Raw genomic sequence first — 12,146 nt, 5'->3', positions numbered from 1 at the left:
GACAGGCTAAGTTAATCTACCTTTGGATTAATTTAGCCTGCTATGTGCATACTATTTGTCGCCATTAATGCCCATCCTAAGTATCCCTTAATCATCTGTGCCAACCGCGATGAGTTTCATCATAGACCAACTGCGCCAGCGCATTTTTGGCCGCCGGAAGAAAACATACTCGCGGGTAAAGATCTGCAGGCCAGTGGCACTTGGTTTGGCATCAATAAACAAGGACAAATCGCAGGCGTAACCAATCTGCGCGTTCCGCAAAAGAACCCTGAAGCCATGCGTAGTCGTGGCGAGCTGATTACTATGACGCTCAACTCAGGGTCGCTCGTGTGCCCTAATTGGCTCGTTGAACATAGCGACAATTATCAGCCGTTCAATCTCATCTTCGGCCAAGGTACTGACTTATATTGTTTTAACAGTATCAATAAAGACACAGTAAAACTTGCCGATGGATTTCATGCCATTAGCAATGGTGCACTCGATGATATTTGGCCGAAAATGGCGAAGGGACAGCAGGCGTTAGAAGCGGCAATCAGCCAGTCCAGCAGTATAGAAGTGCAAGTACTGTTACAACTAATGAAAGACGATTCCCAGCCGCAAGATAATGAGCTGCCTAATACGGGAGTAGGGATCGAGTGGGAACGGCGTTTAGCTGCGATTTATATTCGTCACCCCGACTATGGCACCCGCTCCACCAGCATTCTGCTCGAAGATGCTGAGGGCGGTATGCATTTCACCGAAGTGAGATACGATGGCAAAGGTAGACAGCTTGGACAGCAGGATTTCCATTTAACTCTGCCTGCCGAGCCGCCCACCAAACCAGACTGTTTATTATCGCAAATCTAATTTGAACTGCAGTGCAACACTGAGTGCAAAGGACACGGTTTAATCTGAACTGTGGTCCATGGTGATCACCCAACGATCGTCGATTTTTTCAATCAACAGAGTAAACACGCCCGTTGGGGCATCTTTTATCCGCCGTAAATCCCAGCGCCCAACAACCATAGCGGCGTAATTACTGAGCATTTTGATTTCTTTGATAGTAAACTTCAGTTCACCAAGCGCTTCTTTATTTGGATAATTTTTCTTATAGGCAGCGAGAGTTTCTTCCCAGCCAAAACGAAACTTACCATTAGAGACAAAACGCAGTTGATCACTCTTCCAATAGCCTTGCATATAAGCATCGAGATCACCGCGATTCCAGGCGTCTTCTTGGCCTTTGAGCATCTGCGTAATCTCATCCGTCGGCACCGCATTAACATGACAAGTCAGCAGGAGTAACAGTGCCGCAAAAACACGCTGCCAGATAACCTTGTTTAATAGTCCATTTTTCAACATAGTATCGTTCCCCCACAATCAATCAGGTTAAACTGTACTATACCGAATTCAGTACAGACTATCTTGTTTAAGCCAGTTTAAAATCTAAAAAAGCTGATGATATTATTAATTTTTCGACTCTGGGCACCGAACTATGTTTACACCACTTTGCCGTTGGCTACTTAAAACTTCAGGCTGGCAGATAGAAGGCCAACTGCCCGACTGTGCTAAATACATCATCATAGTTGCACCGCACACTAGTAACTGGGACTTCATTGTCGGCATTTTAGCCCGTGGCGCCCTAGGTATCCGCATTCACTTTCTCGGCAAACACCAACTCTTTATCCCGCCTTGGGGCTGGTTTTTCCGCGCCATTGGCGGCAGTCCGGTGGATCGGCGCAAGAACAACAACTTAGTCGATGCCGCCGTGCAGCTGTTTGAGTCAAAATCCGATTACAAGTTAGCGCTAGCGCCAGAAGGCACCCGCGGCCCAGTGACGCGCTGGAAGTGCGGCTTTTATCATATCGCCAGCAAGGCCCAAGTACCCATCACTCCCGTTGGCTTAGACTTTAGCCGCCGCACTGTCGTTATCCGCACACCACTGCAACCCAGTGACGATATCGTGACCGACATGCAAGAGATTTTGAGCTTCTATCGCACCATTAAAGGCCGTCATCCCAAGGTGATCCCTGATTTTATAGCGAGTGCTAAACATTAACATTTATTCCATTTAGAGCAGCAAATATGCAACCCGAAACCTGGTTACTCTATTTATTTGCCATTGTATTGATTGGGATTTCACCCGGCCCTATCGCTATGTTATCTATGTCCCATGGGATCCACTTCGGCAAGATGCGTAGCATAGCCACAGGCCTTGGCAGTGTTAGCGCCGCTTTAATCTTAATGATGGCGTCAGCGGCAGGATTGGGGGCGATTATTAGCGCCTCAGAATACGGTTTTACCCTGCTCAAATGGTGCGGCGCAGCCTATTTAGTATTTTTAGGTATTAAGCTGTTATTGACGAAAAACCAAGGTCAAACCCTTGAAGTTAGCCCGTCAGAGGGCAAAGGTACGCCTTGGCAGCTTTATAAACAGGCGTTTCTAGTGGGGATCAGTAATCCGAAGGATTTACTGTTTTTTGCCGCCTTGTTTCCGCAATTTCTCAATCTTGCCGCGCCGCAATTACCGCAACTGACCATTCTTGCAGTCACTTGGGCCGTGGTGGATTTTAGCTTTGTGATGATTTATGCCTGCATGGCCAATGTACTTGCGCCCAGCCTAAAGGCGAGCAACAAGCTGCATTGGTTTGACAGAACCAGCGGCGGTGTATTTATCACCTTAGCCGCGATTCTTGTCTCTCGAAACTAAATCGATAATCATCGACAGTCATCGACAGTCATCAAACTAGTCGACCTTAACAGACTTTAAACTGCGAATGTCATTGCCGGTGGGCGCTTGGAACGCCTGCAGACCAAACTCAGGCAATATTGCAAAAACATGGTCGAAGATATCCGCTTGTATCGCCTCATAAAATGCCCAACGAGTATCATTGGTGAAGATATAAATCTCAATCGGTAACCCTTCAGTGGTCGGCGCTAATTGGCGTACCATTAAGGTCATTTCCTTGTGGACTTTATCGTGACGCTGTAGGTATTCCTGCAGATAAGCGCGGAAAGTGCCGACGTTAGTCAAATGGCGGCCGTTCACTTTCATATCGAGATCCGACACTCTGGCATTCGACTCACGAATTTCGTTTATTTTTGCGGGAAAATATTCTTTTAAGCAATTGATCTTACTAAGACGTTCGCGCTCTTCCTCGGTCAAAAACTTTATGCTGTTGATATCGATATTGATCGCGCGTTTGATCCTGCGACCGCCCGACTCAGACATACCCCGCCAGTTGCGAAACGCATCCGACACTAAGGCATATGCAGGGATCATAGTGATGGTTTTGTCCCAGTTGCGCACTTTCACTGTGGTCAGCGAGACTTCTTCTACCGCACCGTCGGCGCCGTATTTATCCATCTGGATCCAGTCGCCTTTACTCACCATACGGTTAGCCGCTAACTGAATGCCCGCCACAAAACCTAAGATAGTGTCGCGGAACACTAACATCACAAAACCCGTTGCCACACCTAAGCCGCTGAGGAAGTACACAGGTGATTGATCGGCCAAGATTGAGATAGAAACGATAATCCCAACAAAGAATAAAAATAGCTTAGTTAACTGTACGAAACTCTTAACAGGCAAGCGCCGACTCACCAGATTCACATCTGAAATTTCATCAACCGCATCCATACCTGCATACATAGCGCGGATAATCAGCACCACTAACCAAATACTCAGTAATCGGTCGACTAGCCCGCTTAGCAGTGGATGCTCAGTCAGCGCGATTGGCACCAATAGATTAAGTACGATAGCGGGCACAAGCATGGCCAGCTTTTCAAGTACCTTATAACGCATGAATACATCGTCCCACGTCGCCTTAGAGCGCAGGATCACCATATTCACCGCACGAATCACCACGCGTCGGACAATAAAATAAGCGATGCTCGCTAACAGTAAGCAAGCAATGACCATAACTGTGGTCGATATTCCATCAGAGGGTTGGCTATCAATCCCAAAGCCCGCTAACCATGCCGAAATTTCGAGCCTTATTTCCTGATCCACAATTTCACTCCAACGTAGGCGCTAGCGCAACAAACCCATACAAAGGTAACTGCCGAGTTGACCTCGGTTAAATGCCACCCTAGAAAACACTCAAATCAAAACACAAAATATTTACAAATACTTATTTTAAAAGAGATTTTAGCATTTTGAATTGACCCCGCACACAGGAAAATGAACAATATTTCCCCTATCCCTAAGGAAACCATCCCATGTGTCGTCATTCATATACGCTAGCCTGTCTTAGCATTGGACTCCTGAGCCTATGCCAACCGCTTCAAGCGGCCGAATATAGCACTTCTAAGCAATTAGTTAGGCCAGATAAATCAGACGAAACTGCCAATGCACCTTATATCGCCCTTATGCTCGATTATATTCCCGCCACAGATAATCTCTATGGCATTACAATCGCCCCCTATCATTTCGATAATAATTACCAACAATGGGGTTATTACCTAGGCTATGCCCGCAGTCGTGAAACCGATATTATCGTGCCAGAACCCGCGGAATCCTATCGCCAAGAAAGCCTCTTCCGCTTAGGCTTAAGCTACAGCTTAACGGCAGATTTAAGCTTTTATGCCGGCGGCAGTGGCTATATCAGCACAGTATCTTACACGAATAACATTTCACCCAAAATTGTCGATGGCAAACCCACATGGGAAGAAGATAAAACGACCCGTTGGGGCGCAGAAGCTGGGTTAAGATATCGAATCACTGAGCACTTCATACTGAGTGCCGGTTATAACTCCAGCACAGAATCCACTATTTTAAGCATAGGTTACGCGGGCTAAGCTCCTAGCGATTGGGCTTGAGCTATTTATTGCGTTAGCTCGGCTCGCGCCTTAGCAAGATCAGCCTCGACTTCGGCGACTTTATTGCGTTTCTTGTTGATTTTATCCATAGAACGACCTTCTTCTATGGCTTTGGCCAATTCGTTTTGGCGCTCGGTGAGTTTTTCCTCTAAAGCCTCAACTTTAGCGACTCGCTCGGCGTATAAGCTATCATCGTCGCAATGGGTTGAAACTTCGTCATAGGCCTTTTCAAGTCCCGCGACTTTATGCTTATTACCTGCCGCTTTTGCTTGGGCAAGTTCGGCACTAATGGCATCTAATTTCGCCGCGCAACCCACTTTCGGTGCTTCAGCAGCCAAAGTGACAGTGCTAAATGCCAATCCAATCACTAAGCCATAAATTCCATGTTTCATCTGCATCTTAATCTCCTGTTACTTTATTCATTGAGCATACCGCTCATGTACACCTATCTAATAGTGCCACAGTCAGCTAGCTCAATCTGTACTAGCGTTAAAATCTCGCCATTAATCCACTTTATTCATCAAAACACGACTTAGACAGTGACTAACATGCGGCAAATTGTTTATGTTAGGGCAGAATATTGACTCAGACGGATATCGGAGCCAGAAAATTAATGCACACTTCATTACGCCTTAGCGCACTTAGCTCATTGTTATTGCTAACATCATCGGTTATGGCGGCCGACGTAGCCAATATCACCCTAGAAAATGGCGCCCAAGTCAGACTCAAAGACGACTTTACCTGGGAATACGTGATCACTGAAACCAAAGCAGCGCCCAATGCCTTAGCCACTGCAGCCGTAGCAAGTGCATCGAGCAATATTGCCAGTGTCCCAAGTGCCGCAGTTACCACTCAAACTGTTGCTGCGCCAGTCACCACCTTGACCGCCACTGCGATTACCCAACCTGAGCTATTAGGCTCAACGGCAAAAGATGGGATCAAAGTCAGCTTTGCTGAAGGTCAATGGAAAGGCGACAAACTCGGACTCAGCTTCGATCTCGCCAGCACCAGCAATGAACACGTTACCTTAGTTGAAGTTGAAGCTAGCTTCTTCGCCGATAATGGTACTTTGCTCAAAACCGAAAAACTCGAAGTGTGGGAAGCCATTTTCCGCATGCCTGAGACCTATCTACGCAAAGGCGAACAGCGTAAAAGCAGCGTCATTTGGGTCGAAGGCATAGATAAATCCCAATGGCAGAAGCAGCTCATTAACCTCAAAATAACCGAAATTAACTCACGCTAACAGGCAAAGAAGTAAGGGATTGCGAACCCGTTTTCAATCCCTTATCAACACTTTTATCAAATGTTATTGCTTTGTAGAGCCTGTGTTCGAGTAGAATGACAACACTTACTCTCCCTTTATTTTGAGCCCACGAGCAAGATGCATAATCTGATATCCAATCCAGCATTGTACCTTGTTGCTACGCTCTGTAGTGTCAGCCCCTTGTGTTATGCCGACACAGTTTTTTTGCTCAATGGCGATAAAATTAGCGGTGAAATTAAAGAGTTTAACGATCAAAATCTCATCATCAACACCAGTTATACCCCTAAAATTACCATTCAACGCAGTGCCATTCTCAGCCTCGAAGTCACAGATACTAGACCTTGGAGTGTCAGTCGTTCCATACAGGACATAAGTATTCAAGCCTCTAATGAACATGGCATGGTATTAATTAATAACCAGCACACTCCCGTGAGTGAGTTGAGATTCTCGCAGCACTATGCAAACTCAGATTGGAATTTTAACGGTAGTGTAGAAACCACACTTGATGTCACCAAAAACAAGAAAAATAGTCAGAAGCTACATATCAAAGGCGATATCACAGCGGAAACCTTGCAATGGCGACATAATATCAAGACCGAAGTGCGCTACGAAACCGAAGATGACGTGACTAAGCGCAACACCCTCGAAGGACATTATTCATTAGACTATCTGCTCAATGAGCATTGGCTGTTACGTCAGGAAGATTTTTATGAAGAAGATAAACTCGGCATCGATAGCCATAGTTATTATGCGGGGCTCGGTCCTGGTTATCGCTTTTGGGGTGCTGGGCGCGATAAATTAGACTTCGTCGTAACCTACAACCATTTTTGGCTTGAACAACAGTCCTTTAAACTAGAACTAAATGCTTGGGCGGCCTCACTTAACTATAAACAATATTGGTTTGGTGGCATTTTAGAGTCCTATGCCGATCTGCAAATTGCCTTCCCAGATATGCCTTCGATTGATTACATCTCAAACTCGACAGTAGGACTTAAATATCTGCTAACTCAGCGGATTTATTTGTCATTTAAATATGACTTCAATGACACTAAAACAGTGATAGGCAATACGAGAGATACCAGCTACACCTTAGGATTAGGGGTTAACTTCTAATCCTGGCTCCCGATACGCTAACCTGTGAGCCATAGGATGTTCATCATTCAATTGCAGTAAATCCCATAAGTTACCGTAGAGATCTTTAAACACAGCGACTGTGCCATAGTCTTGTTCTTGCGGCTCGCGCGCAAACTCCACGCCATCGGCGACCATACGTTGACAATCCCGCCAAAAACCACCGGTATTCAAGAATTTAAACAGGGATATCCAAACAATTTGAGGATTCAGCTAGCTTAGCGAGCAACGGTTTTCCTCGCATTATATCAGCCCCTCGATTGAGGGGCTTTCTATCATTGATTAGAGACTTCCAGCATTATACAGCGGCGCCCAAGCGCACATTGTACGATTGTTACTTACATCAAACAGATTGAAACGACTACAGTTATTGTCATAGTTGTAACTACCAATGTTGATTCTATATTGTCCCAAATGTACATCTTGCAACGACACATGGCGCCCATCCTTTAATAAAGAAAAATGCAAATGTGGCCCAGTTGAACTCCCACCTTCACACAAGGCTGCATTTTTATTATTTGCATAAATGCCCATCACGGTATTCTGGTTTACATATTGACCATTACGCACTGTAATTTGATCCATATGATAATAGTTAGTCGCCCAACCGTTAGCATTTGTCACCCGTACTTGGCAGCGAGACAACACATTGACAGTCCCAGCATGTGCGGAAGCAACCGAATAAGTCGGACTCCCCCATTGTGGCCAATCGTAGGATACATCGATTGATGATAGCGGATAGCCAGACCCAGTATGCGAATGAGCACCATTGGATTGCCATGAATATCCCTGTCGCCAAGGCATTTGCAGCATGTTACTGGGTGGCAGACTACTCGCGGTAATATTCGCCAATGGGACGACTTGTTGCATCGACTGAGTTGAATCAGCTACAAGCGGATTTTTAGCAACTGAACTCATTAACAACTCACGTTCAGTATTGCCAAATAATAATCTAAACTGCTCAATAAATGGGGCCAATCCCAAAGCGTGCTCACCCGTCATAACGGCATGTTGCTGTTGCTGTTGCTCTATCCTACGACCGTTTAACAAAGCCAATAATGCAAAACTCGATGCATTAACTGCGTCGGTGCTTGGCGGGTATAGGCCTTTTAATTGAGACTCTTCATAGGCATAAAAACGTTGTGATAGCTGAGCCAATACATCTTGGAGTTGTTCCTCAAAACCCTGTTTATCCGATAATGTTCCCAAAGGTCGGTTAAGCGCTTCAGCTGTCGGAGACGAAATTAACTGAGATTGCATTTCCATCAAAGTCAGTATGACTTTGGGGTTAATACTATAATATCCAGCCCAATGCGTAATCGCCTCTTCTTTATCGATTAAATTAGGAACATTGACGTAAATAAAGTCAGCTAAATCAAACTGCGATGCATCTACGCCATATAAAAACATCAGATTATTAAATGGCAGTAACACACTAGGCATATCTACCATTTTCATTTCTTCTGCATCAATATGATACTGACTGGTTGGCATATCAGATGCGAACGATGGTAACGCTATTATCGCGGAGACACTTAACGCGCGGCCTATCCATAATGCCGTGCAACGTATTTTAAAAAAATTCATACTTATCAGATTCCTTTAGTAAGTCACTCAGATTAAATATTATTTTCAAATGCCAGCTTGCTTTAGACGTAATGATATTCACAACTAAATTTTTATAGCTAGAGAACATTAAAGAAGCTAAGTGACAATAATCGCCTATGCAAATAAGTGACGTATAAAACTGTCAACAAAAACTGACGCTCATTAATTTAAATGTGAGTTAAATACTAAAGTACGAAAAAAGTGAATGGGTAATTATAAAAACCAAAGAATAATTTATTCGATAGATATTTAATTTTGAATAAAAACATAATGGCATTGGCCGATCCATTATAAAATCTATCCGTTCCACAAGAATAAATTGAAATTTACAGTGAATTCCCAATAAAAATGATCAATAACTGAGAATTTTAAACGAACTTAACAGAGGTAAAACACAAAGAGTATTCCCAGTGTTTGACCCCATTAAATAGCTTGCGCGGTAATTCATACGAAATACTGAATCTTAACTCATTCGCTTAGCCATGACATGATTCGGGTTCAATTGCAGTAAATCCCATAAGTTACCGTAGAGATCTTTAAACACAGCGACTGTGCCATAGTCTTGTTCTTGCGGCTCGCGCGCAAACTCCACGCCATCGGCGACCATACGGCGATAATCACGCCAAAAGTCATCGGTATTTAAAAATAAAAACACCCGCCCACCCGCCTGATTACCGATAAAATCGAACTGCTCAGGCTTAGACGCACGCGCTAACAAGATAGAAGCGCCCTTAGAACCCGGTGGGGCAACAACGACCCAGCGCTTATCTTGCTCGGCTTGATAAGTGTCTTCGACTAATTCGAATTTTAATTTATTCACATAAAAATCAATCGCCTCATCGTAATCTCTTACGACTAAGGCGATATGCACGAGAGCTTGTTTCATGGCGACCTTAAATCAATCCTATTTGGTCACCAGTTTACAGGTCATTTCTGGTGCTTCGTAGCCCCAAACCACTTTCGCTTCGCTTTGATGTTCCCATAGGCTTTCATTGCGGCCTTGATACTTAGCGCCGCTGCCGCTGGGTTGCACAAACATTAATGAAGTACTATCACCATGTTCAGCAATCAGGGTGGCAGGTTCGGTTTTAAAATAAGTCACCACTACTTCGTTAGCTGGATTGCCGTCACAGGCATAAAACACTGGGCCGGCCATGTCGACTAAACGATATTGTGCCTGCAGTTCGGCAATGCGGGTTTGATAGCTAGATTCAATACACGCGTGCTTATCGTCGCTCTTCCAGCATTCATTACGGCCTTTCACCCAACCACGTTGCATCGCCTTTAAAGTAGGAGGTTGTTCATTCTTCGCTTTTTCAAGCGCTTGGCTATAGACCTTAGCTAACTGATTATCAAGTTGGTTCAGCCCCGCATCCTTACAGACCATGTCTTCAATACTGCCAGCATTCACTTTCGTGCAGTCAAAAGAAGGTGCATTAGCCGCCATTACTCCCGCACTTAACGCGCTAACCATCACGCCTGCGGCACAGTACCATTTGAAACCCAATCGATTACTTATCATCTTATTTGTTAACTTAGCCATCTCAATTCCTTTGTATTTCTGTGGTTTGTTTCAACGCTTGCCATAGCTAACCCTATATAGGCTTAACCGAGCCTGACTCAAAGCACTATGCCTTGAAGAACCATGCCTTAAAGTGCACTCATAGTAATGTAATTTACTTTTATCTCGGTTCTAACTTAAGACTTAACCCTCAGCCAATATGCTGCGAAAACACCTAATTCTAGTGCGCTGCGAGGAAAATGCCCAGAGACTAAGAGCCACTTACCAACCTGTGTCCGCCTGCATAATCGGACTCTTTAACGCTAAAAAGCCACAAAATCTTGACGAAATCGACCTACTACAATTTGTGCATAGCTGATTAAACTAATGACAAAACGGTTAATTTTTTGCTTTGCACGCGATAGTGGTTGAATTTTCGAGTAAAATTGACTACTTTCACGCCGTTTGTCTCTTCACAAGGAAAAGGATCAACATGGAACAAGTTATTACCGCAGGGAACGAGAATCCCATTCAAATGACAGATATTGTCTATTCGAAGGAAAAATCGCTGTTCACTCTGTTAGCTATTATTTCTGGGATCGTCTGGGCGGCATTGATCATAGGCACTTTTGGCATGGCGCTGCTCTATGTGTTGATGTTTTTTATTATTTATCTCTTTAGCCACTCCGCCTTTATCAGCTACTTAAAAGGCACGGCTGTCGAAATCAATGCAGAGCAGTTTCCTGAATTACATAAACAATATTTAGCGTGTTGCGAACGTTTAGAAATACGCGAGCCACCACGCGCTTACTTATTGGCAGCCGATGGCATGTTAAACGCACTGGCGACACGCTTCCTCGGTCGCAACTATATAGTGCTGTTTTCATCGATTGTGGATGCGCTTGAGTCAGATAAAGATGCGCTCAACTTCTATATCGGCCACGAGTTAGGCCATATTCGCCGCAATCATATAGGTAAAGCGCCCTTCTTAGTCTTCGCCACTTGGTTACCTTTAGTCGGTGCGGCTTATTCTCGCGCCTGTGAATATACCTGCGATCTCCACGGATTACGTTGCTGCAACAGCTTACGTTCAGCCACAAATGCCGTTGCTGTGTTAGCCGCTGGTGTCGAGCAATGGAAACGTATGAATGTGGATCAATATATCCGCCAAGCCAGTGAGTCGAGTGGTTTTTGGATGTCGCTGCACGAGCTTAATGGCAGCTATCCTTGGTTGACCAAGCGCATGGCGAGAGTCCAAGCCAAAGCACAAGGAGTGGAATATGCACCGCCATCACGCAGTGCATGGGCCTATTTACTCAGCTTCTTTATGCCACGTTTAGGCACAGCGGGCGGTGGATTGATAATCTTCGCTGCGATTATTGGTATTGCTGCAGCTGTCGCGTTGCCAGCGTATAAGGACTATCAAGAGAAGATGGGTGCCGCCACGAGTTATGAGGCGCCAACCACGACCGAAGCCACACCAGCAGCATTGAATGTACCCGATGCGGCACTGGCCATTGACAGTATCGACCAGCAACATCAAGCACTGGCACCGATCACTGACATCTTAGTCGGTTACTATCAAACCAACAAAGCTTGGCCAACCGAATTGGATGTGCTTGGACTCACGGACGAGCAGATTGCGACATTTAATCTGTACACAGATGGCATAGTCGGTTTTATAGGAAGCGAAGCACTCGGGGATTATCAAGGCTATGAAGTCTATCTATCGCCTCAAGTTGATGAGCAAAATAATATCACTTGGGTTTGCAGCAGCAACGGTATTCCGGATGAATATCTGCCAGTAGATTGCCAAGGCTAAGATCAAAAAGCGCTGCAAATGCAG

At 44.9% G+C, this 12,146-nt stretch carries 13 protein-coding genes and 1 pseudogene; 7 read left to right on the top strand and 7 right to left on the bottom strand.

Annotated features, from left to right (window positions below):
• Positions 1-42 precede the first annotated feature (42 nt).
• On the top strand, positions 43-846 hold the full coding sequence (locus HQQ92_RS00925) for an NRDE family protein (protein WP_173242537.1): 804 nt from the start codon (positions 43-45) through the stop codon (positions 844-846).
• A gap of 39 nt (positions 847-885) precedes the next feature.
• On the opposite strand, the gene HQQ92_RS00920 is transcribed toward HQQ92_RS00925, so the two are convergent.
• Positions 886-1,338, bottom strand: a complete 453-nt coding sequence (locus tag HQQ92_RS00920) for a DUF4440 domain-containing protein (protein WP_105250965.1) — start codon at positions 1,336-1,338, stop codon at positions 886-888.
• A gap of 133 nt (positions 1,339-1,471) precedes the next feature.
• Here HQQ92_RS00920 and HQQ92_RS00915 point away from each other — a divergent pair, with 133 nt between their 5' ends.
• A complete protein-coding gene (locus tag HQQ92_RS00915; RefSeq protein ID WP_113941259.1) occupies positions 1,472-2,035 on the top strand; it encodes a lysophospholipid acyltransferase family protein in 564 nt (187 codons plus the stop codon).
• Between the two features lie 26 nt (positions 2,036-2,061).
• Complete coding sequence (locus HQQ92_RS00910; RefSeq protein ID WP_173242535.1) at positions 2,062-2,685, top strand: LysE family translocator; 624 nt, start codon at positions 2,062-2,064, stop codon at positions 2,683-2,685.
• Positions 2,686-2,721: 36 nt separating this feature from the next.
• Here the strand turns inward: HQQ92_RS00910 and HQQ92_RS00905 are convergent, their stop codons facing one another.
• Positions 2,722-3,987: a mechanosensitive ion channel family protein gene (locus HQQ92_RS00905; RefSeq protein WP_173242533.1), complete on the bottom strand. Its 1,266-nt coding sequence runs from the start codon at positions 3,985-3,987 to the stop codon at positions 2,722-2,724.
• Between the two features lie 209 nt (positions 3,988-4,196).
• Between HQQ92_RS00905 and HQQ92_RS00900 the strand changes: the two genes are divergently transcribed.
• Entirely contained in the window at positions 4,197-4,775 is a 579-nt protein-coding gene (locus HQQ92_RS00900) for a hypothetical protein (RefSeq protein WP_105250961.1), read from the top strand.
• A 26-nt stretch (positions 4,776-4,801) separates the two neighbouring features.
• On the opposite strand, the gene HQQ92_RS00895 is transcribed toward HQQ92_RS00900, so the two are convergent.
• Positions 4,802-5,194 (bottom strand): DUF1090 domain-containing protein, encoded by a 393-nt coding sequence (locus HQQ92_RS00895; protein ID WP_105250960.1) that lies wholly within the window; start codon positions 5,192-5,194, stop codon positions 4,802-4,804.
• Positions 5,195-5,409: 215 nt separating this feature from the next.
• Between HQQ92_RS00895 and HQQ92_RS00890 the strand changes: the two genes are divergently transcribed.
• Together HQQ92_RS00890 and HQQ92_RS00885 are read left to right on the top strand one after the other, a co-directional pair.
• The gene (locus HQQ92_RS00890) at positions 5,410-6,039 is read left to right on the top strand and encodes a DUF3157 family protein (RefSeq protein WP_105250959.1); all 630 of its coding nucleotides are present in this window, start codon (positions 5,410-5,412) and stop codon (positions 6,037-6,039) included.
• A gap of 138 nt (positions 6,040-6,177) precedes the next feature.
• Positions 6,178-7,173, top strand: coding sequence for a DUF481 domain-containing protein (locus HQQ92_RS00885; protein ID WP_105250958.1), 996 nt, complete (start codon positions 6,178-6,180; stop codon positions 7,171-7,173).
• On the opposite strand, the pseudogene HQQ92_RS00880 reads toward HQQ92_RS00885, so the two are convergent.
• From HQQ92_RS00880 to HQQ92_RS00865, 4 genes and pseudogenes are all read right to left on the bottom strand, one after another.
• Positions 7,156-7,377: pseudogene (locus tag HQQ92_RS00880) on the bottom strand (VOC family protein); the annotation flags it as partial. The gene HQQ92_RS00885 and the pseudogene HQQ92_RS00880 overlap by 18 nt on opposite strands.
• Before the next feature lie 96 nt (positions 7,378-7,473).
• Complete coding sequence (locus HQQ92_RS00875; protein WP_173242531.1) at positions 7,474-8,778, bottom strand: M23 family metallopeptidase; 1,305 nt, start codon at positions 8,776-8,778, stop codon at positions 7,474-7,476.
• Positions 8,779-9,262: 484 nt separating this feature from the next.
• On the bottom strand, positions 9,263-9,685 hold the full coding sequence (locus HQQ92_RS00870) for a VOC family protein (RefSeq protein ID WP_006083714.1): 423 nt from the start codon (positions 9,683-9,685) through the stop codon (positions 9,263-9,265).
• An 18-nt stretch (positions 9,686-9,703) separates the two neighbouring features.
• Positions 9,704-10,342: an MliC family protein gene (locus HQQ92_RS00865; protein ID WP_173242529.1), complete on the bottom strand. Its 639-nt coding sequence runs from the start codon at positions 10,340-10,342 to the stop codon at positions 9,704-9,706.
• A gap of 451 nt (positions 10,343-10,793) precedes the next feature.
• On the opposite strand from HQQ92_RS00865, the gene HQQ92_RS00860 reads away from it, so the two are divergent.
• Entirely contained in the window at positions 10,794-12,122 is a 1,329-nt protein-coding gene (locus HQQ92_RS00860; RefSeq protein ID WP_173242527.1) for a M48 family metallopeptidase, read from the top strand.
• Positions 12,123-12,146: the final 24 nt, after the last annotated feature.

This window comes from Shewanella sp. DC2-4 (assembly GCF_013248875.1).
GTDB classification, from domain to species: Bacteria; Pseudomonadota; Gammaproteobacteria; order Enterobacterales; family Shewanellaceae; genus Shewanella; species Shewanella oncorhynchi.
Note: the sequence above shows the minus strand (reverse complement) of the source record. Positions and strands in the feature narration are given on the sequence as shown.

Excerpts from the sequence above, each read along its gene's own strand:
- HQQ92_RS00925 (WP_173242537.1), top strand. The coding sequence starts at position 43 with ATGTGCATACTATTTGTCGCCATTAATGCCCATCCTAAGTATCCCTTA.
- HQQ92_RS00920 (WP_105250965.1), bottom strand. The coding sequence starts at position 1,338 with ATGTTGAAAAATGGACTATTAAACAAGGTTATCTGGCAGCGTGTTTTT.
- HQQ92_RS00915 (WP_113941259.1), top strand. The coding sequence starts at position 1,472 with ATGTTTACACCACTTTGCCGTTGGCTACTTAAAACTTCAGGCTGGCAG.
- HQQ92_RS00910 (WP_173242535.1), top strand. The coding sequence starts at position 2,062 with ATGCAACCCGAAACCTGGTTACTCTATTTATTTGCCATTGTATTGATT.
- HQQ92_RS00900 (WP_105250961.1), top strand. The coding sequence starts at position 4,197 with ATGTGTCGTCATTCATATACGCTAGCCTGTCTTAGCATTGGACTCCTG.
- HQQ92_RS00895 (WP_105250960.1), bottom strand. The coding sequence starts at position 5,194 with ATGCAGATGAAACATGGAATTTATGGCTTAGTGATTGGATTGGCATTT.
- HQQ92_RS00890 (WP_105250959.1), top strand. The coding sequence starts at position 5,410 with ATGCACACTTCATTACGCCTTAGCGCACTTAGCTCATTGTTATTGCTA.
- HQQ92_RS00885 (WP_105250958.1), top strand. The coding sequence starts at position 6,178 with ATGCATAATCTGATATCCAATCCAGCATTGTACCTTGTTGCTACGCTC.
- HQQ92_RS00875 (WP_173242531.1), bottom strand. The coding sequence starts at position 8,778 with ATGAATTTTTTTAAAATACGTTGCACGGCATTATGGATAGGCCGCGCG.
- HQQ92_RS00870 (WP_006083714.1), bottom strand. The coding sequence starts at position 9,685 with ATGAAACAAGCTCTCGTGCATATCGCCTTAGTCGTAAGAGATTACGAT.
- HQQ92_RS00865 (WP_173242529.1), bottom strand. The coding sequence starts at position 10,342 with ATGGCTAAGTTAACAAATAAGATGATAAGTAATCGATTGGGTTTCAAA.
- HQQ92_RS00860 (WP_173242527.1), top strand. The coding sequence starts at position 10,794 with ATGGAACAAGTTATTACCGCAGGGAACGAGAATCCCATTCAAATGACA.